The 22864-nt window shown below is 71.7% G+C and carries 15 protein-coding genes; 8 read left to right on the top strand and 7 right to left on the bottom strand.

The annotated features are described in order from the left end of the window. Nucleotides 1–11: 11 nt before the first annotated feature. Nucleotides 12–8252: an SDR family NAD(P)-dependent oxidoreductase gene (locus tag ACFY5C_RS32575; protein ID WP_389451058.1), complete on the top strand. Its 8241-nt coding sequence runs from the start codon at nt 12–14 to the stop codon at nt 8250–8252. A gap of 57 nt (nt 8253–8309) precedes the next feature. After that, nucleotides 8310–9773 (top strand): tryptophan 7-halogenase, encoded by a 1464-nt coding sequence (locus ACFY5C_RS32570; protein ID WP_389451055.1) that lies wholly within the window; start codon nt 8310–8312, stop codon nt 9771–9773. A gap of 275 nt (nt 9774–10048) precedes the next feature. Here ACFY5C_RS32570 and ACFY5C_RS32565 read toward each other — a convergent pair whose 3' ends face one another. The 4 genes from ACFY5C_RS32565 to ACFY5C_RS32550 all read right to left on the bottom strand — a co-directional run bounded on the left by ACFY5C_RS32565 (nt 10049) and on the right by ACFY5C_RS32550 (nt 13424). After that, the gene (locus tag ACFY5C_RS32565; RefSeq protein ID WP_389451208.1) at nt 10049–10750 is read right to left on the bottom strand and encodes an Imm49 family immunity protein; all 702 of its coding nucleotides are present in this window, start codon (nt 10748–10750) and stop codon (nt 10049–10051) included. A 165-nt stretch (nt 10751–10915) separates the two neighbouring features. Beyond that, complete coding sequence (locus tag ACFY5C_RS32560) at nt 10916–11068, bottom strand: hypothetical protein (protein WP_389451052.1); 153 nt, start codon at nt 11066–11068, stop codon at nt 10916–10918. Nucleotides 11069–11073: 5 nt separating this feature from the next. Next, nucleotides 11074–12432, bottom strand: a complete 1359-nt coding sequence (locus ACFY5C_RS32555) for an MATE family efflux transporter (protein ID WP_389451049.1) — start codon at nt 12430–12432, stop codon at nt 11074–11076. 173 nt (nt 12433–12605) lie between these two features. Beyond that, nucleotides 12606–13424 carry an alpha/beta fold hydrolase gene (locus tag ACFY5C_RS32550; RefSeq protein WP_389451046.1) on the bottom strand — a complete coding sequence of 273 codons (819 nt, stop codon included), beginning with the start codon at nt 13422–13424 and terminating at the stop codon, nt 12606–12608. 264 nt (nt 13425–13688) lie between these two features. Between ACFY5C_RS32550 and ACFY5C_RS32545 the strand changes: the two genes are divergently transcribed. After that, the gene (locus ACFY5C_RS32545) at nt 13689–14528 is read left to right on the top strand and encodes a DUF1206 domain-containing protein (RefSeq protein ID WP_389451043.1); all 840 of its coding nucleotides are present in this window, start codon (nt 13689–13691) and stop codon (nt 14526–14528) included. A 28-nt stretch (nt 14529–14556) separates the two neighbouring features. Continuing rightward, on the top strand, nt 14557–14991 hold the full coding sequence (locus tag ACFY5C_RS32540) for a hypothetical protein (protein ID WP_369275449.1): 435 nt from the start codon (nt 14557–14559) through the stop codon (nt 14989–14991). A 160-nt stretch (nt 14992–15151) separates the two neighbouring features. Here ACFY5C_RS32540 and ACFY5C_RS32535 read toward each other — a convergent pair whose 3' ends face one another. Further along, the gene (locus ACFY5C_RS32535; protein ID WP_389451040.1) at nt 15152–15775 is read right to left on the bottom strand and encodes a TetR/AcrR family transcriptional regulator; all 624 of its coding nucleotides are present in this window, start codon (nt 15773–15775) and stop codon (nt 15152–15154) included. 62 nt (nt 15776–15837) lie between these two features. Between ACFY5C_RS32535 and ACFY5C_RS32530 the strand changes: the two genes are divergently transcribed. Then, complete coding sequence (locus ACFY5C_RS32530; RefSeq protein ID WP_389451038.1) at nt 15838–17451, top strand: FAD-binding oxidoreductase; 1614 nt, start codon at nt 15838–15840, stop codon at nt 17449–17451. 40 nt (nt 17452–17491) lie between these two features. Here the strand turns inward: ACFY5C_RS32530 and ACFY5C_RS32525 are convergent, their stop codons facing one another. Beyond that, complete coding sequence (locus ACFY5C_RS32525; protein ID WP_389451035.1) at nt 17492–19006, bottom strand: monooxygenase; 1515 nt, start codon at nt 19004–19006, stop codon at nt 17492–17494. Between the two features lie 64 nt (nt 19007–19070). On the opposite strand from ACFY5C_RS32525, the gene ACFY5C_RS32520 reads away from it, so the two are divergent. Together ACFY5C_RS32520 and ACFY5C_RS32515 are read left to right on the top strand one after the other, a co-directional pair. Next, the gene (locus tag ACFY5C_RS32520) at nt 19071–19736 is read left to right on the top strand and encodes a TetR/AcrR family transcriptional regulator (protein WP_389451032.1); all 666 of its coding nucleotides are present in this window, start codon (nt 19071–19073) and stop codon (nt 19734–19736) included. A 122-nt stretch (nt 19737–19858) separates the two neighbouring features. Then, complete coding sequence (locus ACFY5C_RS32515; protein WP_389451029.1) at nt 19859–21748, top strand: propionyl-CoA synthetase; 1890 nt, start codon at nt 19859–19861, stop codon at nt 21746–21748. Between the two features lie 43 nt (nt 21749–21791). On the opposite strand, the gene ACFY5C_RS32510 is transcribed toward ACFY5C_RS32515, so the two are convergent. Beyond that, nucleotides 21792–22292, bottom strand: a complete 501-nt coding sequence (locus ACFY5C_RS32510) for a PaaI family thioesterase (RefSeq protein ID WP_389451026.1) — start codon at nt 22290–22292, stop codon at nt 21792–21794. 94 nt (nt 22293–22386) lie between these two features. On the opposite strand from ACFY5C_RS32510, the gene ACFY5C_RS32505 reads away from it, so the two are divergent. After that, nucleotides 22387–22854 carry a winged helix-turn-helix transcriptional regulator gene (locus ACFY5C_RS32505; RefSeq protein WP_389451023.1) on the top strand — a complete coding sequence of 156 codons (468 nt, stop codon included), beginning with the start codon at nt 22387–22389 and terminating at the stop codon, nt 22852–22854. The last annotated feature ends 10 nt before the right edge of the window (nt 22855–22864 follow it).

Below are 22864 nucleotides of genomic sequence, written 5' to 3'. Positions count from 1 at the left end.
GGGGATGCCTGGTGGGTGTGGCGGACGTGTTCGAGGTGCGGTCTGTACCGGAGTTGCTCGTCGAGAACTCCTTACGCCATGCCGACAAGGTCGCGTTCGCCGATGACCGGAGCGCGGTGAGCTGGGCCGAACTGGAGCGTCGGACGGCTCGGTTGGCGGTGCGGCTGGCGGTCGACCGGGGTGCCAGGGTGGCGTTCTGCCTGGACAACAGCGTTGAGGTGGTCGAGGGTGTCCTCGCCACCGTGCGGGCCGCCGCGGTCGGTGTGCCGTTGAGTTCTCGCGCCACCGACGCCGAGCTCGCGGCGTTACTGGCCGACTGCGAGCCGGCCGTACTGGTCACCGACCGGCGGAACCTGCCGCGGATCACCCGGCTGACGGCAGGTCGGGCGCTGCGGCTGGTGGTGACCGGCGAGGGGCAACTGCCGGACGGCGCCACGCGATTCGAGGGCCTCGTCGCCGAAGCCTCGGCTGCCTCGCCCCGTGACGATCTCGGCCTGGACGAGCCGGCTTGGCTGCTGTACACGTCCGGTACCAGCGGCACGCCCAGGGCCGCGGTGTCCAGCCAGCGCTCGGCACTCTGGTCCTCCGTCGCCTGTTACGTCCCCCGGCTCGGGCTTTCGGCGACGGACCGAGTGCTGTGGCCGTTGCCGTTGTCGCACACCTACGCCCACTCGCTGTGCGTACTGGGCACTACCGTGGCCGGCGCGAGCGCGCGGATCACCGCGGCACCGGAGCCGGGCGAACTGGTCCGGCTGGTCGAGGAGTACGCGCCCACCGTCCTGGGCGGAGTTCCCCTCACGTACCGGCAGTTACTGGATGCCGGTCTGGGGACGGTGGCCTCGCTGCGGTTCTGCGTCACCGCCGGCGCGCCCAGCGGGCCGGATCTGCGGGAGCAGGTCGGGACACGGTTCGGTGCCCCGCTCCTCGACGGCTACGGCAGCACCGAGACCTGCGGCAAGATCGCCATGGAGGTGCCCGACGGGCCGTCGGTACGCGGCAGCAGCGGGCTGCCGTTGCCCGGCATGGACGTTCGGCTGGTCGATCCCGAGAACGGACGCGAGGCCACCGACAGCGCGGAGGGCGAGATCTGGGTCCGCGGCCCCGGCGTCATGCTCGGCTACCACGACCGGCCCGAGGAGACCGCCGTTGCCCTGCGCGACGGCTGGTACCGGACAGGTGACCTGGGCCGGCTCGGCGAGGACGGCTGTCTGACCGTCACCGGGCGGGTCGGCGACCGGATCGTGCGCGGCGGCGAGAACGTCGACCCGGCCGAGGTCGAGCAGGTGCTGCGCGGCCTGCCCGGCGTGCGGGACGCGGCCGTGGTGGCGCGGGCGCATCCGCTGCTCGGCGAGGTTCCGGTGGCGTTCGTGGTCCCCGCCGAGTCCACTCTCGAGCCCGCAGGCCTGATACGGGCGTGCGCCGCGGTGCTCTCCGCGCACAAGGTGCCCGAGGAGATCCTGTTCACGCCGGCCGTTCCGCGCACCGCTGCAGGCAAGCCGCGCCGGGCCCTGCTGCGCGAGGCCCTCGCCGAGCGGGCGGCCGAGCCGACGCTCGAACTGCCGGCAGACCGCACGCCGGGCGAGCGGCAGGCCGCGCTGACCGACCTGGTGTGTGCGGAGGCGTCGGCCATCCGCGGGTCGGCCGCCGATCCCGGCACCGCGTTCGCCGATCTCGGTCTGACCTCCATGGACGCCATGTCCCTGTGGCACCGGCTCAGTCTGCGCACAGGACTGCGGCTGCCGGCGACGCTGGTCTGGGACCACCCGAACCCGGCCGCGGTCGCCGCCTATCTGGACGCCCGAATGCGCCGGACTCACCAGACTGCCACGCCCATGGCCACGTACTCGACGGCGTCCGCGCCCGTGCCCGTGCCCGTGCCCGTGCCCGCGACAACGGTGCCGCAGCGCGGTCCGCATGCCGAACCGGTGGCGATCGTGGCTGTCGGCTGTCGATATCCGGGCGGGGTGGGCTCGCCCGAGGAACTCTGGCGCCTGGCGGCCGACGGAGTGGACGCCACCGGCGAGTTCCCCACCGACCGGGGCTGGGACCTCGACGCCCTCCACCATCCCGACCCCGACCGGATCGGCACCACGTACACCCGCCGTGGCGGCTTCCTCGACAACGTCGCCGACTTCGACCCGCTCTTCTTCGGTATGTCGCCGCGTGAGGCGTTGGCCACCGATCCCCAGCACCGGCTGCTGCTGGAGGTCGCCTGGGAGACGCTGGAACGCGCGGGCATCCCCGCGCCGACGGTGCGCGGCACCAGCACCGGCGTGTTCGTCGGGCTGATGCACGTCGGGTACGGAAACGGCGTCTCCCCGCACGAGTTGGAGTCGCACATCGGCATCGGGTCGTCGGGCAGTGTCGCCTCCGGCCGTATCGCCTACGTCCTGGGGCTGCGCGGCCCGGTCATGACGCTGGACACGGCCTGCTCGTCGTCGCTGGTCGCGATGGACCTGGCCGCCAAGTCGCTGCGCGCCGGGGAGTGCACACTCGCACTGGCCGGCGGTGTGACGGTGTTGTCGAGCCCGCAGCCGTTCGTCGCGTTCAGCCGCCAGCGGGCCCTGTCGCCGGACGGCCGCTGCCGGTCGTTCGCCGCGGGCGCGGACGGCACGGCGTGGGGCGAGGGCGTCGGTCTGGTGCTGCTGGAGAAACTGTCGGACGCCCGGCGCAACGGCCATCCCGTGCTGGCCGTGCTGCGCGGGTCCGCCGTCAACTCCGACGGCGCATCGAACGGCCTGACTGCGCCCAACGGCGAAGCACAGCGGGAACTGATCCGGCTGGCCCTGGCCGACGCGGGACTGCGGACGGCCGACGTGGACGTGGTGGAGGGGCACGGCACGGGGACCGCGCTCGGTGACCCGATCGAGGCCGGCGCCCTGTTGGCCACCTACGGTCAGGGCCGCGATCCGGATGACCCGGTGTGGCTGGGCTCGGTCAAGTCGAACCTGGGGCACACCCAGGCCGCGGCAGGCGTGGCAGGCGTGATCAAGATGATCGAGTCGATGCACCACGGCGAACTGCCCGCGTCGCTGTACGCGGAGCAACCCTCCCCGCACGTCGACTGGACCGCCGGCGGGGTGCGGTTGCTCGACCGGGCGCGACCCTGGCCACGCCGGGACCGGCCGCGGCGCGCGGCTGTCTCGTCGTTCGGCATCGGCGGTACGAACGCCCACGTGATCATCGAGGAGCCGTCGGCTGCCGATTCCGGTGGCGAGGGGGGTGTCACCGGGGCTGGGGGCGCAGCGACGGTGAGTTTCGGCGGCCACCCCGGAGCCAGGTCCGGTGCCGGAACGGGTGCGGGAGCGGGCGCCGGTTCCGGGGCGGGACCGGGCACGGAGACGGGAGCCGGTTCCCGTGCGGCATCAGGCACGGCGTCCGGCGCAGACTCCGGCGCGGCACCAGGCACGAAGACAAGCGCCGGTTCCCATACGGCACCAAGCACAGCAACCGGCGCCGACTCCGGCGCGGCACCAGTTCCCGGCCCCGGTGACGGAGCAGGCACGGAGCCGGGCGCCCCGTCCGGTCACGCAGCCGGCGTGGGGCCGGTCGCAGGTTCGGGCACGGCACCCGGTGCCGATGTCCCCCCAGCCCCGAACCTGCCGACAACCCGACTGCCGGTCACACCCTGGCTGATCGGTGGCGGCGACGAGGCCGGCCTGCGCGCCCACGCCGCGAAGCTCGCCGCCGCGCTGGCCGACGTGACCGACGAGTCGGCAGCACTGGACGTCTCGTACTCACTGGCAACCACCAGGGCGCCGCTCTCCCGCAGAGCCGCCGTGCTGGCCGCCGATGCCGAGGGGCTACTCGCCGGACTGCGCGACCTGGCCGACGGTGTCGACACACCGGCGCTGTTGCGGGGCACTGCACGTACCCGTCGGAAGGTGGCGCTGCTCTGTGCGGGCCAGGGCGCCCAACGGCCCGGTATGGGCCGTGAACTGCGCATGGCCTTCCCGGCCTTCGACGCGGCTTTCACCGGGCTGGCCGAGGAATTCACGCCGTTGCTCGACCGGCCGCTGCTTGAGGTGATCGACTCCCCCGACGCCGGCCTGCTGAACCGCACCGACTACGCGCAGCCCGCGCTGTTCGCCTTCGCGGTCGCCCTGCACACGCTGCTCGCCGACTGGGAGGTGCGGCCCGACTACCTGGTCGGTCACTCGATCGGCGAGCTGGCCGCCGCCCACCTCGCCGGTGTGTTCTCCCGCGCCGACGCGGTCCGGCTGGTGGCCGCCCGCGGCCGGTTGATGGCGGCCCTGCCCATCGGCGGCGCGATGATCGCGGTGCGTGCGCCGCTGGCCGAGGTGACGCGCCATCTCGGCGCGGCGTCCGGCCGGGTGGCGGTCGCGGCTGTCAACGGGCCGACGTCGGTCGTGCTCTCCGGTGACGAGGACGCGGTGACGGCGCTCGCCGCCGCCATCGCACACCCGTCCCACCGGCTACGGGTCAGCCACGCCTTCCACTCGCCGCTGCTTGACCCGATGCTGGAGGAGTACCGGGCGATCGCCGAGACGGTGACTTACCAACGGCCGTCGGTTCCAGTGGTGTCCACGCTGACCGGCCGTCCCGAGCAGGACGCGCTCACCGACGCCGAGCACTGGGTACGGCAGGCGCGTGAGACGGTCCGGTTCGCCGACGCGATGCGATGGACGGCAGAGGAAGGCGTCACGGCTTACATCGAGGCAGCACCCTCCGCCTCGCTCGCAGTGGCGGCCGAGGACTGTGTCGCGCCGGACGCGGGCGCGGTGTTCACGTCGTGCCGCGATCCGCGTACGGCACTGGAGGCGCTGGCCGCGCTGCATGTGCACGGGGTGCCGGTGGGCTGGCGTTCCGTGTACGCGGGCAGCGCTGCCCGACGGCGTCCGCTGCCGACCTATCCCTTCCAGCGACAGCGCTACTGGCTCAACGCCGTCCGGCACCGCACCCCGGCAGGCCACCCCCTGATGGGGGAACCGCAGCACGATGCCGACGGGCCCGGAATCCGGCACACAGCCGTGCTGTCCACCACGGACCACCCCTGGCTCGCCGACCACGCGATCGGGGACCGGGTCGTCGTGCCCGCCACCCTCTTCGCCGAGCTGGCCTGCCGAGCCACCGGCACCCGCGGCGCCGTCCGGCTGGCCGAACTGGCCTTCAACGAACCGCTCGTGCTGTCCGCGGCTGATCGGATGCAGGTGCAGGTGGTGGCAGGGGCACCGGACCAAGCGGGCGGGCGGCCGGTCACCATCTGGGCCCGCGCGGTCGGCGCCACGGGGCCGTGGAGCCGGCATGCCACCGCGACGACCGCCCCGGTCCAGGCTCCACCCACCGATCCGGGCGGGACATGGCCGCCCGCAGGCGCCGAGCGGATACCCATCGACTATCCCCGCCTCGCGGCGCTCGGCCATCACTACGGGCCCGCCTTCCGCGCGGTGAGCGCCCTGTGGCGCCGGGACGGTGAAGTCTTCGCCGAACTGGCGCTGTCGCCCGGAGAAGCGGCGACGGCGGATGCGTACACCCTGCACCCCGCTCTGTTCGACGCGGCGCTGCACGCCGCGCTGCTGGCCGAGGAGCCGGGCGAGCGACCGCGTCAGCCGCGGGCCCCGCTCGCCTGCACGGGCCTGACGGTGTATGCCACCGGTGCCTCGGCGGCGCGGGCCGTCGTACGGCGACTCGGAGAGGACGAGTTCCGGGTCACCCTCACCGACGCCGTCGGTCGGCCGCTGGCCGCCGTGGAGTCGCTGGTCACCCGCGTGATCCCGACGGCAGCCACGGCGCGCGCCGAGACATACCGTCTCACCTGGCGGCCCGTGGCGCAGATCCACGACGCGAGCCCGAGCCCGGAGCATGAGCTGCTCGACGTGGCGCAACTCGCCGCAGCCCTGCCCGAGGACGCCACCGCGCCTGAACGCGTCCGCGAGCTCCTCACCGCCGTGCTGGGGGTCGTACGCGAATGGACCTCCGATGCGCGGCCGGGCCGTCTGACGGTGCTCACCCACAACGCCACCGGGGAGGACCCGGACCTCGCCGAGGCCGCGGTCGCAGGCCTTGTGCGCAGTGCCCAGTCGGAGCATCCGGACCGCATCGTGCTGGTCGACCGGCGCGGAACTCCGGTATCGCCCAAGGACTTGGAGACCGCCCTGCGATCCGGTGAGCAGCAGGTCTGCGTGCGTGACGGTCTCGTCCTGGCACCCCGACTGACCCTCACGCATCCACCAGCCGCCGAGGCACCCGCCCTGGACCCCGAGGGGACCGTGCTCATCACCGGCGGCACGGGCGCGCTCGGAGAGAGCCTCGCCCGGTATCTGGTCGTTGAACGCGGGGTACGGCACCTGCTGTTGACCGGCCGCAGCGGCCGCGTCCCCGACTGGGCGGGCGGCCTGCACGCCCAGGTGCGCGTGGTGGCGTGCGACGTGAGCGACCGCGCGGCCGTCGACGCCCTGGTCGCGTCCTGCCGACCGGCGCCGACGGCGGTCTTCCACCTTGCCGGGGTGGTGGACGACGGTGTGGTGGACACCATGACGCCCGACCGGCTCGCGACTGTGCTCGCGCCGAAGGCGGACGGTGCCTGGCATCTCCACGAGGCGACGAAGGACCTCGGCCTGTCCGCGTTCGTGCTGTACTCGTCGGCCGCCGGAGTCCTGGGCCGGCCGGGCCAGTCGAACTACGCGGCCGCGAACGGCTTCCTCGACGCCCTCGCGCAGCACCGCGTGGCCCGCGGGCTGCCCGCCCAGGCCTTGGCCTGGGGCCCATGGTCCACTGCGGACGACGAAGGGATGGCGGCCCGCGTCGCGCCCGCCCGCCTCGGCGAGGGCGGCGTGCTGTCCGTCACCGAGAGGGAGGGCATCCGTCTGCTCGACGCGGCGATGCGGCTTGCGGAACCGGTGCTGGTGCCGATCCCGCTGGACCTCGCGGCAGCGGGCGGCCCGGCCGCGCCGTCCGTCCTCGCGGACCTGGTGGCACAGCGTGCGGCCCGGTCCGAGCGCGCCGTGGCCGACGTGCCGAGGGTCGGAGCTGTTGGGGAGGGGGATGCCGTCAGTGCTACAGCGCAAGCGCCCGGTGCGTGGCGAGAGCGGCTGGCCACCATCGCCGCACACGAACGCGAGACGGTCCTGGCAGAGCTGATCCGCATCGAGGTCGCCGCGGTCCTGGGCTTCGCCGACCCGGCCTCGCTCCCCGTCGAACGAGCCTTCACCGAGCTCGGCTTCGACTCCCTGACCGCCGTACAGCTGCGTAACCGCCTCAGCGCATTCACGCGCGTGCGACTGGCTCCGACCGTCGTGATGGAGTTCCCTACGCTGCCCGAGTTGGCCGCGCACGTCCACGCCGCGCTGATCGACGCGGGCGCCTTGCCGCACTACGGCTCCGAAGCAGCGGCGCAGGCGGCAGCCACTGCGGGCAGCGGTGCGCAAGCGCAGGGCGGGCCGGACTCGCCCGCATTCCGATCGCCGCCTTCCTCCCCCTTCCGGTTCAGCGCGCTCTACCACCGAGTGCTGCGGGAGCAGGGTGCGTTGGAGGCCATGGGGCTGCGTCAGCTCGCGTCCTATGCCCTGCCGGCATTCTCCGACGAGGAAGGCCCCCGGCATGCGGTCCCGCCGGTCCGGCTCGCCCAGGGCGACGCCATCCCGTTGGCCTACATCCCGGACTACCTCTCGCCGCTTCACCGCGAACCCACCAATCTGGCGGAGCAGTTCGACGGCGAACGTGACCTGTTCCTGCTGGAGCATCCCGGATTCGGGACGCGCCGGGCCGTCCCGGACAGCATGGCCACGCTGGTGCGGACGCACGCCGAGACAGTGCGCGCTCTGCCCATGGACCAGGCACCGGTCATCGTCGGCTACTGCGCCGGCGGCGCGGTCGCGCACGCCGTGGCCCGCCACCTCGCGCACAGGGGACATCCGCCGGCCGGCGTGATCCTCATCGACTCCCATGCCGGAGTGCTGCGCCGCAACGACCCTCGCGGGCTGGCTCTGATGGCCGCCGGCGCCGGTCTGCCGGACGACGTGGTCGACCAGTTGGACGACTCCTTGCTGATCACCGGGGGCGGCTACGCGCGCGTGCTCGAGAACTGGCAGCCCGAACCGTCGCCGGTTGCGACCCTGTTGCTCCGCGGCCGGCCGACCTCGCACATGCGGCAGACGGCTCCCGACGGCGACTGGCAGCCGCAGTGGCCGCTGCCCCACGACAGCACGGACCTGCCCGGCGACCACTTCTCCGTGCTGAACCGCGATGCCGACAGCACGGCCGCGGCGATCCGTGCCTGGCTGACCAGGTGACCACGTACCAGAGCTGACCAGGTGACCACGTACCAGAACGGAAGAGGAGCCCTCTCGATGACCTCGGACTACGACCTCATCGTCGTGGGCGGCGGGCCCGCCGGCTCGACCGCCGCGACGGCCGTGGCTCTGCGCGGGCACCGGGTGCTCCTGCTGGAGCGCGAGACGTTCCCCCGGTACCAGATCGGCGAGTCGCTGTTGCCCGCCACCGTGCACGGCGTGTGCCGCATCCTCGGAGTGGCCGACGAGGTCGCCCGGGCCGGGTTCACCCTCAAACGCGGCGGGACACTGCGGTGGGGCAGCGCCCCGGAGCCCTGGCAGTTCTCCTTCTCCATGACACCCCGCCTGCCCGAGCCCACTGCGACGGCCTTCCAGGTGGAGCGCTCCCGGTTCGACGAGATCCTGCTGCGCAACGCCGAACGCGTCGGAGTCGAGGTGCGCGAGGGCACTCCCGTACGCCGCGTGCTCACCGACGGCGAGCGGGTGCACGGCGTCGAGTACACCGACCCGGACGGGACCGCGCGCAGGGCACACGCCCGGTTCGTGATCGACGCGTCCGGCAACACCAGCCGGATCCACGGCCACGTCGGCGGAGCCCGCGTGTACTCCGACTTCTTCCGCAACCTCGCCGTGTTCGGCTACTACGCCGGTGGCCGCCGCCTCCCCGCGCCGAACAGCGGCAACATCTTCTGCGCCGCGTTCGACGCCGGCTGGCTCTGGTACATCCCGCTGCGCGACGATCTGACCAGCGTCGGCGCCGTGATTTCACCCGAGCACTACGCGGCCGTCCAGCAGGACCCGCGCGGCGCCTGGCAGGACATGATCAAGGCGTGCCCGGAAGTCGACCGTCTGCTGACGGACGTACCGGTCGCGAGCGAGCCGCCGTACGACCGGGTGCGCGTGCGCAAGGACTACTCCTACTGGAAGAAGTCGCTGCGGACACCGGGCATGGCGCTGGTCGGCGACGCCGCGTGCTTCGTCGACCCGGTGCTCTCCTCGGGCGTCCACCTTGCGACGTACGGCGCGTTGCTGGCCGCCCGCGCGGTCAACTCCGCCCTCGACGGCAGCGTCCCCGAGGAGCGCGGCTTCGCCGAGTTCGAGGCACGTTACCGTCGTGAGTACGGCGTGTTCTACGAGTTCCTCATCGCCTTCTACGACATGGAACGCAACGAGCAGTCGTACTTCTGGTCGGCGAAGAAGGTCACCCGGGTCGACCTCGACGAAGTCGCCGCCTTCGCCGAGCTGGCCGGTGGCGTGGCCTCCGGAGACACAGCAGTGATCGCAACCGGCCACGCCCACTGGAGTGCCGCGTCCGCCGAACTGAACAGCGCGGTGGACCGCCTGACGACCGGCGACGACCGAATGAACCCCCTGCTGTCCACCCAGGTCGTCACCGACACCTTCCGCACCGGCAACGACCTCCAGGAACAGGCCTTGTACGGCAGCCCGCTCGACGAACCGAGTGCCGGCACCCCGGACGGGCTCACCGTCGCCGCGGACGGCCTGTCCTGGGTCCCATGACGCGGACGGGCGGGGGAAGCACCCCGCCCCTCGCCGACCTGTTGGATCGCGCAGCCCTACGAGCGTCCGGCGGTTCGTGCGAGCGTTCCAGGGGCGTCGATCCGCGCCGGGCGGCAGCCGGCCCGGCCGCCCCGTGTCCTCCTCAGCGGTCGATCGCCGGCCCCCGGTCCAGGCGTCGGCGGCGCCGGGCCGGCCGCGCTCTCACGGCACGATGTGGCGCAGACCAGCCGGGTCTCATCCGTTCCCACCATCACGGCGGAACACGTCACCGACGGCTACTGCTGCGGGGCACACAGCAGGGATTCGGGCAGGTAGCCGGACCGGAGGCCCAACTGCCAGCCGTGCGCGAGGGAGGCGAGCGCGGCCAGCGCCACGGCACCCACAGGCAGCAGACTGCTGGGGGCCGGGTCGCTTCCGGCATTCTCGCCGTGCGCCACAAGCCGCTCTTCCAAGGCATGTTCGAAAGTGACCTGGTCGTCATCGAGCAGAACGCGCAGCAGCCTCTGATCCGGCGTCAGCGTCCCGCTCGCCTCCAGGTGCCCGGCCGCTTGCGCACGGGCCTCGGCGTCCGGCTTGTCCAGCGGGATCCGGCCGGGCCGCGCCCCAGGCACCGGCCCCTGTACGACGGTCAGGTAGGCGCACAGCGCGTCCATCTCTGCAAGGTCGCCGGGCGCTGACACCGACTCCCGCTCCGAGTACGGGATTCCGTCACGGATGGCGGGCGCGAAGTCCTCGTGCAGCAGCGGACCGATCACGCGCTCCCGCTGCCATATCAGGCCACTGACAACACATAGAGCGAACGCGTGGACCCAGGTCGGCGCCGTGGTCGCCGGGACGGCGGGTTCACTGCGCTCCCTGTACCAGATGTCGTCATTGCTGAGCGTCTCGTCGACGAGAGGGAGGGGAACGTCGAAGTCGCCGTGGGGGAAGCAGCCCAGCGTCAGCTCCCCCAGCGCGCACTCCGCTGCCGTGAGCAGGACAGTGCGGGAACGCGGCTCGTCGAACGCGGGATCCTGCAGTACGTCATCCTGGCAGGGCCCACTGACAACACGGGCACGCGTGCGTGCGGACAGACGCCGCAGTCAAGGTCGGTAGCCGGCTCGGAGGATCACACACCGGACCGAGCCGGGAGTGGCGCACCGTCAGGAGCCGCAGTCGCGGTCGTCGCACTGCCAGCCGGAGAAGCCGCCTTCGCGGGGATGGTCGATGTCGTGGTCGAACTGAAGGAACCCCCAGGCCACCCAGGCGATGAAGGCGACGCAGACGGCAAGTCCGATCCATAGTGCCAGCTTCAAGTCCCTCACCGTACCTGAGCTGATGCGTGTTCGCGGTTCTCGCCGAAGGTGCTGTGCCGGTAGAAGGAGCAGGCCTTGCTCACTGCCTGGAGCAGGTTGGCAAGGGCGAGAGCCGTCCACAGGGCGGAAAGCCCTCCGGCTACGGCTACCGGTGCGGCGACAGCGGCCAGGACTCCGTAGCAGACGAAGGTCGACACAAAACTCGACACGGTGCGCTTGAGACCGATGAGGCCGAAGCCGACGACTGCCTGCAGCGCGTCGGTGACGACCACGGCCAGCACCAGCGGCAGAAGGTCCGTGATCTGTGGCCGCACATCAACGTCCTGGGTGAACAGCGGAACGACCCATGAACTGAGGACGATCACCGATGCCCCGATGAACCCCACAACGACCAGTGCCAGCCACGTTCCCGCCCGAACGCTGCGCCGGATGCGCGCGCTGTCGTGCTTCGTCGCGTAGTCGGAGATCAGCGGGATGGTGGCCTGGCCGACCGCCACCGCAGCTGTGAAGATGAGGTTGGCCAAGGAGATGCCGACGCTGTGCACCGCGGCGCTGTCCGTCCCGGTCCTGGCCGCCGCGAAGGTCAATACGCCCAGGACCGCGAACTTGACGAGTACCGTGCCGGCCAGCGGAATCCCCACGGTGCCCAATGTCCAGACCTGCTTCACATCGGGCCGGCCCGGATGTAATGAGCGGCCGCTGAGCACGGTAGAGCGGCGGATGGACACCTGGTTGACACAGGCGCTGATCACGCTGGAGGCGAGCATGGCGATGCCTGCCCCGGTCAGGCCGTAACTGGGCAGCGGCCCGGGACCACCCACGAAGAGGACGGACGGCGTGGCAGATGCGGCGGTGCCGAGCAGTCCGGCCCGCATCACCAACTTCGAGTGGCCCAGTGCCACCAGGACGGACGTGGCTGACGAGCTGACCGCGATGGCGAGCACGCTGCCGGCCAGCAGGAGGGGGAAAATCCCCAGCTGGTCGAGGGTGGTGGGGGGAACCGCGGCAGCTTGGCCGATCAGAGGAACAGACGCGACCGCCGCCGCGGCGAGGGCGCCAACGGTGATCGCGAGCCACATCGCGCTGCGCACCACGGGCAGCAGACGGTCAGGATCCTCCTTGTTCGGCGTGACGAACGGCATCACACCGCGCAGCGCGCCCGCCACCGTGGCGGTAGCGGGGCTGAACACGGCCATGGCGACGGCGAAGGCGGCGAGGGTGGCGGTGGCGTGGTTGCCGAGCAGCGCGGTGTCGACCAGAGCGCCGGCTGAGGCGGCGATCATCGTCAGGTACAGCGGGAGCGCTGCCCCCGCTATCCCGATCCACGTGCTGCGTCCGGCTGGTCTGGTCCCCTGGCTGATCACGGGTTCGATGATCACACGGCGGGGAGCCGATAGGTCGGCGGAGGTTGCGAGTTCGGTCCTGGCGGCTCAGCGGGCCGGCTTCGGCTTCTTCGCCCAGCTGGGCGTCGCAATGCCGAGGCAGCCAGGCGCTCGGAGCGGGAGGCCGGCAGCGACCACCGCAGGCCTCTGGACGATCAGGTCGGCAGGGTGCCGCCCTCGACCTCACGCCAGAACGCACCAACCCGTGCGTTGTACGCGTCCGGGGACTCCTGGAACGGCTGATGTGCCTCCTCCGCCAGGATCTCGAATCGGGCACCCGGGATGGCGTCGGCCACGATCCGCCCGAACCGCGGTGGCGTGGCGATGTCCCGTTCGCCGGCCAGGACCAGTGTCGGTGCCGTGATGCCGGGCAGTCGGTCGAGTGTGTCGTGGGGCGTGAACCCCTCCAGTTGACGCTGGAAGGCCTCGGCGGACTGCGGGTACGGGAAGGCGAGCGTTTCCTCGATGAACCGCTCCACCGTGCCGTCGGCGTGGGCGCGGGGCGTGTAGATCCACAGGAAGAACGCCTCCAGCATGGCGCGTTCGTCCGGCGCCTGCGTCACCAGCCACCGCCAGAAGCGGGTCATGCCGGTGAAGTACGCATCGGCTCGTGCCCACGTACTCGTGAGGACGAGGCTGCGGACAGCCTCAGGGTGACGGAGCGCCAGCTCCTGCGCGATCGCGCTGCCGCCCGAGAAACCGACGACATGCGCCCTGTCGGCCTGGAACGCACGGAGCACTTCCGCGGCATCGTCGGCCATCATCGCCACGGACAGGGGCCCGTCGGGCAGCGGTGTCCGCCCCGACCCCCGGTTGTCGAAGGCGATGACCCGGTACCGGTCCGACAGCGCGTCGAGCTGCGCCTGCCACGCCTCGGCCGGGTCGCTCAGCCCTGCGATCAGCAGGACGCCTGGCCCTTGGCCACGGCTCTCGGTCCAGATCGTGGTTCCGTTCGCTTCCACGTACGCGCCCATGTCAGGACACCTCCCGCCCCATCTTCGCCTCAGCCGGTTCGGGATCGGCCACCGCCGCGCCGCCGCACGCACTCCTGGACACCCTGGACACCTTCCGCGTCGGCGGCAGCGACCCGGCGAACGACTCACCGCACCCCTCGCACCTGTCCCAGGACGCTGACGTCGTCACGCAGCCGCCGCGGCTGACCGCGAATTCCCCTGGCAGGCGGCAGGGCGGCGTGTGTGACGGCCTTGCCTGGGCATCCGGTCTGCCGGGAGGTCTCCATGGACACGAGTGCATTGACACGCCCGGGGCGGTTCCGGGCCGAGCGGGCAGCGCGGGGTTCGGTCACCGAGGGGGCGGCGCGGGCGGGTCTCGCCGCCCGGGGAGTGATCTATCTGCTCGTCGGCGCGTTGGCACTGCAGATCGCCTTCGGCAACACAGGCGAACAGGCGGACCGCGGCGGGGCGTTGGAGGAACTGTCGCACAAACCCTTCGGTGCGGTACTGCTGTGGGCGCTGGGCATCGGCCTCGTCGGCATGGCCCTGTGGAGGCTGTCCGAGGCGTTGTTCGGCTCCGTCGGGAAGGACGGCCGTAGCGCGCGCAAGCGACTGCTGGCGACCGTCCGCTTCGCGTTCTACGTCTTCGTCGCCTACTCGGTGCTGTCCTTCGCCGCGAGCCGGGAGCAGAGCGGCGGCGGATCCAGCGACCAGCAGTCGCGGGACGCCACCGCCAGGGCACTGGAGATACCCGCGGGCCAGTGGCTGGTCGGCGCGGCCGGCATCGCCGTCGTCGCGGCGGGCGGCTGGATCGCCGTACGGGCCGTCCTGCGCAAGTACCACGACAAGCTCAAGCTCGGGCAGATGAGCCGCCGGGCACGGCACCTGGTGGATGTCACCGGCGTGGTCGGTGGTGTGGCGCGCGGGCTGGTGTTCGCCGTGGCGGGAGTCTTCGCCATCCGTGCGGCGATCGACTACGAGCCCGACCGGGCGAAGGGGCTGGACGACACTCTGCGTACATTCGCCGACACTCCGCTCGGCCCCTGGCTGCTGGCCTGCGTCGCGGCCGGTCTGGTGCTGTTCGGTCTGTTCTCGTTCGCCATGGCTCGCTGGCAACGTGTGTGAGCGGCGTCGTGCTGGAAACACGAAGCAGATGAGCGATTCCGAGATTCCGAATGGCGACGGCCGGCCCGTGGACGCGTACCTGGACCTCCTGCGCATCCGGATGGACACGGAGGACTACCGCCTTCTGCGGCGCCTGGTGGAACCAGTCCTCCAGGCGATCGCCGAGGAGCGCCTCTCCGGCCTCGACGTCGCGCTCGACTCCGGGGGCGGCGACGAGCTGCCTCAGGAGGTGCGCGACGAGGCCGCCCTGGTCATCGCCACCGCCGTCACCGGTCGTATGGACAACGAAGTCGTCGAGATCGACGTGGACGACACCGGCCCGGTCCGCATCGTCACCGACGCGACCACCGCTTCCGACCCCGCCCGCCTCAGCGAGATCGCCGACTACATCAGGGAGCGACACAGGGAGACAGAAGAGCTGCGGGGCATTGCCGAGGCCAGCGGGCTGCCCACGGACTTCTGAGCGGCGGCGGCGGCAGCGGCGGGCAGGGCTCCATCGGCCCATGCCCGCCGCCGTGCCGTCGCGCCCTCCCGCCGCCGCGCCTTCGCGCCGTCCCGCCGTCCCCCGCCGCCGCGCCTTCGCGCCGTCCCGCCGTCCCCCGCCGTCCCGCCGTCGCGCCGCGCTAGGTTCCGAGGACGCCCCGGCCGACGGCAAAGAGCCGCGCACAGCGCTGGGCCATGGCCTCCGGCGACTGGTCGGGGTGGTTGATCCACCAGCGGACCAGGGCGGTGCACAGGCCCCGCCAAGCATGCTTGAGCGCGTCGGCGTCGAGCGGATCGCCGGCACCGCCCGCATACACGAGATCGGCGGTACCGATCGCCGCCAGGTCGTCGATGGCGCCGCGGTAGTACGCCGCGCGGTCGGCGGCGTCGCTGTCGGGCGGCACTGACGCGTCGTACAGGACGAACCACGCCTCGCGCTGCCCGTCCAGCGCCGTGAACAGGCCGTGCAGCACACGCAGGGGCGTGGGCGGCCCGCCGGTGTCCCCCGCGGCCATCGCGGCGCGGATGGCTTCGAGCAGCCGGTCGCCGATCGGGTTCAGGCAGGCGAGGTAGAGATCCTGCTTGCTGCCGAAGTACTGGTGCACCAGCGGCTTGGTGACGCCCACGCGAGCGGCGACGGCCGCCACGGTCGTGGCCTCGTAGCCGTGACGGCCGAACTCCTCCGTGGCCGCGGCTAGGACCTGCCGTTCCCGCGCGGCCCGTGGCACGCCCTTGGTGCCGGCCCTGGAGTTCAGTCTTGTCATGGCCTTCAATTTACCCTACGGTAATTTACCGAAGGGTAAATTCAAACTGCGGGGAGCGCGTCATGCCCGAGTCCGTGATCGACCCGATGGCCCCCGGCGCCTCGCGCACCCGCTCCTGGTGGGGCTGGGGCTACACCGACGCCCACCCCGACGACGCCGAATGCGCTGCCCTGGGCTCCCTGCTGCCGGGCACCCTCACCCGCCCGCTGCCGATACCCCGGGTCGCCGACCTGGCCATCGGCCGCCCCGGCGTCAAGCCGCCGCCGGCCCTGGCCCACCTGATCACCGACGACCCCGAGGCACGCGCCGCCCACGCCATGGGCAAGGCCTACCGCGACGTCATCCGGGCCCTGCGCGGCCGGCCCCGCCGGATTCCCGACCTTGTGGCCCGCCCGACCGCCGACCAGGAGGTGGCTGACCTGCTGGAGTGGGCCGGCGAGCACGGCGTGGCCGTCATCCCCTTCGGGGGCGGCTCCTCGGTGGTCGGCGGCGTGGAGTACCGCGGGGACGCGCACCAAGCTGTGCTGTCGCTCGACCTGACCTCGATGAACCGGGTCCTGGAGATCGACACCACCAGTCGCGCCGCCCGCATCCAGGCAGGGGCCCTCGGTCCCGCCCTGGAGGCACAGCTGCGGCCCCACAACCTCACGCTGCGCCACTTCCCGCAGAGCTTCGAGTTCTCCACCCTCGGCGGCTGGCTGGCCACCCGGGCCGGGGGCCACTACGCCACCCTTCACACGCACATCGACGACTTCGTGCAGTCCCTGCGCGTGATCACGCCCGCGGGAGCGGGCACGTCCTGGCGGCTCCCCGCGTCCGGCGCCGGACCGTCGCCCGACCGGCTGTTCCTGGGATCCGAAGGCACGCTCGGCGTCATAACCGAGGCGTGGATGCGACTGCAGGAGCGCCCCCGGTTCAAGGCCTCGGCGTCGGTGGCCTTCGCCGACTTCCACCGCGCGCTGGACGCGGTGCGCGCGATCGCCCAGTCCGACCTCTTCCCGGCCAACTGTCGCCTGCTCGACCCCGGCGAGGCCGCCCTGTCCGGCGCCTCGCACGACGGTTCCGCCGTCCTGGTCCTTGGCTTCGAGTCCGCCACCGCCCAGGTCGACGATCGCCTCGCGACCGCCCTGGACCTGGCTCGCGCCCACGGCGGCCGTGGCGAGGCACCGACGGCTCACGGCGACGCGCCGGCCGACGGGGCGGTGAACGCCTGGCGCTCGGCGTTCCTGCGCATGCCCTATCTGCGCGACGGCCTCGCCCGCATGGGCGCCGTGGTCGAGACTTTCGAGACCGCCACCACGTGGGACAGGATCCCCGCCCTGATCGAGGCCGTCCGCACCGAAGTCGGCGCCGCCGCGCTGAAGGCCACCGGCCACGAGGCCGCCATCAACTGCCGCCTGACCCACGTCTACCCCGACGGCGCGGCTCCGTACTTCACCGTGGCCGTCGCCGGCCGTCCCGGGGACGAGGTCGAGGTGTGGGACGACATCAAGGCCGTCGTGACCGATCTCCTGCACCGCCACCGTGCCACGGCCACCCACCACCACGCCGTCGGCCGCGACCACCGCCCCGGCTACGACCTCCAACGCCCGGAGCCCTTCGCACTGGCCCTGCGGGCCACCAAGGACGCCTTGGACCCCCACCACATCCTCAACCCCGGCGTCCTGCTCGACTGATGAAAGGCGGCAACCGGGCCCTCCCACCACAGGCAGCGCATCAAGCGGGCGTACCGGCCCAGGCAGTCAACGCGCGGGCCCGCTGATCACCACGTCCGTCGGCATCGCCGGTCCGGGTGGCCCAGGCCACGTGACCGTCGGGGCGTACGAGGACTTCGCGCACCCCGTCCAGTTCCGCGTGCTCGTCGTACGTGTCGACACTCACGGCCGCGACCCGGTCTCCGTACCCGGAGTCGAGGACCTCCTCCGTGCCCTGGTCTCCAGCCGGCGCGAGCAGAACGAAGCGGCCCTGGTGGAGCAGCTCGTACACCCGTGTCGCCGCCGAATCCACGGCCTTGAGTCCGATGTCGGGCATCCGCCGGCCCACCAACGGATCGGCGTCCGGGGCCGTCGGCGGATAGGCGGTGCCGAGCGCCGAAATCCGGTCGGCGAGCCGCCGGTTGACCTCGGGCATGCCCAGCAGCTGGTCGAGCAGCCCGCGCAGCGCGGCGCCCGGGCGCTCGTACCGCGGGACGAGCGCCAGTTCCACGAGCAGGGTCTGGACCTCGGTGTTCTCCGTGACCGCCTGCCCGACCGGCCGGCGCTCCGCGTCGTAGCTGTCGAGCAGCCCGGGCGGCGCCCAGTCGTTGACGACCGCCGCCAGCTTCCAGCCCAGGTTCATGGCGTCCTGGAGCCCGGTGTTGAGCCCTTGCCCGGCCGCCGGGAAGTGGATGTGAGCGGCGTCGCCCGCCAGCAGGACGCGTCCGGAGCGGTAGCTCGCCGCGAGCCGGGTCGCGTTGCCGAAGCGCGACAGCCAGCGGGGCTCGGCGATGCCGCAGTCGGAGCCGACGATGCGGGTCAGGGACGTACGGAACTCCTCAAGGGTCACCGGTTCCAGCGACGGCACCCGCATCCGCTCGGGGTCCAGGTAGACGATCCGGGTCAGCCCTTCTTCGAGCGGCGCGATGATCAGTCCACGGGCCCGCGCCTCGTCGAGCGCGCCGGGCTGCGGGTCCATGACGGCGAAGTCCCCGAGCACTCCGGTCAGGGTCTCGTCCGTGCCCGGGAAGTCGATCCCCGCGGCTTGTCGTACGACGCTGCGCCCGCCGTCGCAGCCCACCGCGTATCGCGCACGCAGTGTCTCGGTACGGTGGCCGGGGCCGCGCACCTCCACCGCGACCCCGGCACCGTCCTGACGTACGCCGACGGTCTCGTACCCCCGGTCGATCTCCACACCCAGCTCGCGCGCCCGCTCCTGGAGGAGGGCCTCGGTACGTGCCTGGGCCAGGAAGAGTGTGTAGCCGTGCCGGGAGTCCAGGCGGCTGAAGTCCAGGTGTGTGGGCAGCCCGGCGAAGTGCCAGCCCGGCACGGTCCGGCCGAGGCGCAGGAACCGGTCGAGCAACCCCCGCTGGTCCATCAGTTCCACGCTGCGTGGATGCAGGCTCAGCGCCCGCGAGTCGCGCTGCGGTTCGGTGCGGCGCTCCAGGATCCGGGTGCGCACGCCTGCCAGTGCCAGCTCGCTGGCAAGCATGAGCCCGGTCGGGCCGGCGCCCACGACGATCACATCGATGTCCATCAGAGTTGCGCCCCTCATTTAGTGAACAGCGTTCACGTGAACGCTGTTCACTATAGTGAGCGGCATGCGTCACACGTCAACCCCCGCCCGAGGCCGGCCCGCGCGACTCGACCCTGTGCGCACCGTCGAAACGGCCCTCGACCTGCTGGATCGATCCGGCCTCGAAGCACTGACCATGCGTCGGCTCGCCGATGCGATGGGCGTCCAGGCCGGTGCGCTGTACCGCTACTTCGCGACCAAGCAGGACCTGCTGACGGCGATGGCCGAGAGAATGCTCGAGGGCTTGGCGGAATCAGGCGGCGAGGCGACCGGCGGCGACTGGAGCGAGCAACTGGCCGCCCTCGCCCACGCGATGCGCGCGGCACTGCTCGCCCATCGCGACGGCGCGCGCGTCTTCGCCGGCACCCACTCCACGGGGCCGAACACCCTGCGCTTCGCCGACCGCCTCGTCGGAGTTCTGCGCGAGGCGGGGTTCGCCGACGAAGAGGCCGCACGGGCACTGTTCGCGGTGGTCAACTTCACCGTGGGACACACCTTGGAGGAACAGGCGGCCCTCCAGCCGGAGAGCGGGCCTCCGGCAGCTCCGGAAGTCCTGCACGCCGCGGTGACAGCAGGCTCGTATCCACACCTCACCGCCACACTGCCCACGCTCACCAGCCCCGACTTCGCACCCCACTTCGAGTTCGGGCTCGGCCTGCTGACGGAGGGGCTGCGGGTTCGCCGGGGCTGAGCTCACTTCCGGGTCCGTCGCGTCCCACTCGATCTTGCCGGTCGGGCGGCATACGGTGTTCGTGTCCCACGCCCCCTTCCACGCCACCGCAGTCAGGCACCGACGGGACAGAGGAGTACGTGATGGCAAAGTACGAGGACGTCTTCCGCGCCAGCACCCAGGACCCGGAGCGCTTCTGGCTGACGGCGGCGGAGGGCATCGACTGGGACGTCGCTCCGCAACGCGCCCTGGACTCCTCGGGCGCGCCCTTCTACCGCTGGTTCCCCGACGGGCGGCTCAACGTCTGTTTCAACGCACTCGACCGGCACGTCGAAGCCGGCCGCGGCGACCAGCCCGCGCTCGTCTACGACTCCCCCGTCACCGGCACCCGGCGCACGTACACCTACGCACAGCTGAGGGACGAGGTGGCGGCCTTCGCCGGAGCTCTGGCGGGGCTCGGCGTGGGGCACGGCGACCGAGTGGTGATCTACATGCCGATGATCCCCGAGGCCGCCGTCGCGATGCTGGCCTGTGCGCGCATCGGCGCGGTCCACTCGGTCGTCTTCGGCGGGTTCGCCCCGCACGAGCTCGCCCTGCGCATCGACGACGCCGCGCCCAAGGTCGTGGTCTCCGCCTCCTGCGGCATCGAGGGCAAGCGGGTCATCGCGTACAAGCCGCTGCTCGACCGGGCGATCGAACTCGCCACCCACAAGCCGCACAAGAGCGTCATCCTGCAACGCCCGCAGGAGCGCGCCGAGTTGGGGCCGGACGATCTCGACTGGGCCGAGGTGGTCGCCTCCGCTCCGCCGGCCGACTGCGTTCCCGTCGCCGCCACCGATCCCCTGTACATCCTCTACACGTCCGGAACGACCGGAAAACCCAAGGGAGTTGTGCGCGACAGCGGTGGCTATGCGGTCGCTCTCCACTGGTCGATGGGCGCCGTGTACGACGTGGGTCCGGGCGAGACGATGTTCACCGGCTCCGACGTCGGCTGGGTCGTCGGGCACTCGTACATCGTCTACGCGCCCCTGCTGGTCGGCGCGACGACAGTCCTGTACGAGGGCAAGCCGGTCGGCACCCCGGACGCGGGCCAGTTCTGGCGCGTCGCCGCCGAGTACCGGGTCAAGACCATGTTCACCGCGCCCACCGCCTTCCGGGCCATCCGCAAGGAGGACCCGAAGGGAGCGTTCACGGCCGACTACGACCTCTCCCACCTGCGCTATCTCTTCCTCGCCGGCGAACGGCTCGACCCCGAGACCTACCACTGGGCGAGCGCCCTCCTGGGCATCCCGGTGATCGACCACTGGTGGCAGACCGAGACCGGCTGGCCCATCGTCGCCAACCCTGTCGGCATCGAGGCCGCCCCGCTCAAGCCGGGCTCCCCCACCCGCGCGCTGCCCGGCTGGGACGTCCGCATCCTCGACCCCTCGGGCGAGCCCGTACCCCCGGGCGTCGACGGCGCGATCGTCGTGAGGCTCCCACTACCGCCCGGCGCACTGCCCACGCTCTGGAACGACGACGAGCGCTACATCGCCTCGTACCTCTCCGCCTTCGACGGCTACTACCTCACCGGCGACAGCGGGCACATCGACGAGGACGGCTACGTGTTCGTCATGGGCCGTACCGACGACGTCATCAACGTCGCCGGACACCGGCTGTCGACCGGAAGCATGGAAGAGGCCCTTGCGGCCCATCCCGACGTCGCCGAATGCGCCGTCATCGGCGTCGCCGACGCCCTCAAGGGACAGGTGCCGCGCGGCTTCGTCGTCCTGAAGGCCGGCACCGCCCGCGACGCGACCGAGGTCGAGGCCGAGCTCGTCCAGCTCGTACGCGACCGCATCGGCGCCGTCGCCTCCCTCAAGGACGTCACGGTCGTGGCCGCTCTGCCCAAGACCCGTTCGGGCAAGATCCTGCGCAAGACGATGCGGGGCATCGCCGACGGCCACGACGAACCCATCCCCTCCACGGTGGACGACGCGAGCGTCATCGAAGCCCTGCGGCCTGTGCTCCGCCGCTCCGGTCACACCCCGTGAACGGCTGAGTCCCGGGGCGGACGACGAAAGGCACCGGTGCCGCTCACCGTTGAGCGGGCGGCACCGGGAACAGCATGCAGCTACTGGTGGCATGCGCGAGCAGACGATCCTTCGCGTCGACCAACTGCGCCTGCGCCAGGGCGGTTTGACGCCCCTGGTTGACAACCGTACCTATGGCGCGCACCGTCCCGGTGTCCACGGTGATCCGCCGCAGGAACTTCACGGTCAGGTCGAGCGAGGTGTACGCCATGCCCTGCGGAAGGGTGGACTGGACGGCGCACCCCGCAGCCGAGTCGAGCAGTGTGGCGAAGACGCCACCGTGCACGCTGCCGATCGGGTTGTAGTGCTCCTCGCCCGGCGTCAGGGAGAACACCGCTCTACCCGGTTCCACCTCGGTCAGGGTGAAGTCGAGGGTGTGACTGACAGGCGGTCCCGGCAGCCGCCCGGCCGTCAGTTCACGCAGGAAGTCGATGCCTGCCATGCGTCCGGCGGCTTCCGCCAAGGGGACGGGATCGTCCCAGTGATACGTACGTGTTCGTCCCACGGTCCAATGCCTTCCCATCTGACTTCTTCAATTGAAGCTAGCTCGGCTTTCACCTGACTGTCAATGACGAAGCCAGGCCCGTACGATGGTGGGTATGGAGTGGCTTGAGGCGAGCACGGAGAACTGCCCCGTCCAGCGCACGCTCGACGTGGTCGGGGAGAAATGGACGATGCTGATCCTGCGCGACGCCGTCAACGGAGTCCGCCGCTTCGACGACTTCCACCGGCACATCGGCCTGTCGGAGGCCGTCCTCAGCGATCGCCTGCGCAAGCTGACCTCGGCCGGCATCCTGAAAACCGTCCCCTACCAGGAGCCCGGCAGCCGCGCCCGCAACGAGTACCGCCTGACCCGCAAGGGCTGGGACCTGTGGCCCGCGCTGATGGCACTGGGCCAGTGGGGCGAGACGTACATCCTCGACCCCGAGGACACCCTGCTGGACATCCGGCACACCGGCTGTGACGCTCCGGTCCGGGTCGTCGTCGAGTGCTCCGCGGACCACTCCGCCCTCAAGCCGTGGGACGTCACGGCCCGCCTGGGACCGGGCGCCCGTCGCCGGTCGTGAGCCGCCGGCC

The sequence above is a fragment of the Streptomyces sp. NPDC012935 genome, assembly GCF_042900345.1.
Classification (GTDB): Bacteria; Actinomycetota; Actinomycetes; order Streptomycetales; family Streptomycetaceae; genus Streptomyces.
The sequence above is the reverse complement of the archived record's forward strand: the minus strand, read 5'-3'. Positions and strand labels throughout refer to the sequence as shown.

Coding starts and splice junctions, on each gene's coding strand:
- ACFY5C_RS32525 (WP_389451035.1), bottom strand. CDS start 19,006: ATGGACATCGATGTGATCGTCGTGGGCGCCGGCCCGACCGGGCTCATG.
- ACFY5C_RS32520 (WP_389451032.1), top strand. CDS start 19,071: ATGCGTCACACGTCAACCCCCGCCCGAGGCCGGCCCGCGCGACTCGAC.
- ACFY5C_RS32570 (WP_389451055.1), top strand. CDS start 8,310: ATGACCTCGGACTACGACCTCATCGTCGTGGGCGGCGGGCCCGCCGGC.
- ACFY5C_RS32505 (WP_389451023.1), top strand. CDS start 22,387: ATGGAGTGGCTTGAGGCGAGCACGGAGAACTGCCCCGTCCAGCGCACG.
- ACFY5C_RS32540 (WP_369275449.1), top strand. CDS start 14,557: ATGAGCGATTCCGAGATTCCGAATGGCGACGGCCGGCCCGTGGACGCG.
- ACFY5C_RS32545 (WP_389451043.1), top strand. CDS start 13,689: ATGGACACGAGTGCATTGACACGCCCGGGGCGGTTCCGGGCCGAGCGG.
- ACFY5C_RS32535 (WP_389451040.1), bottom strand. CDS start 15,775: ATGACAAGACTGAACTCCAGGGCCGGCACCAAGGGCGTGCCACGGGCC.
- ACFY5C_RS32550 (WP_389451046.1), bottom strand. CDS start 13,424: ATGGGCGCGTACGTGGAAGCGAACGGAACCACGATCTGGACCGAGAGC.
- ACFY5C_RS32515 (WP_389451029.1), top strand. CDS start 19,859: ATGGCAAAGTACGAGGACGTCTTCCGCGCCAGCACCCAGGACCCGGAG.
- ACFY5C_RS32530 (WP_389451038.1), top strand. CDS start 15,838: ATGCCCGAGTCCGTGATCGACCCGATGGCCCCCGGCGCCTCGCGCACC.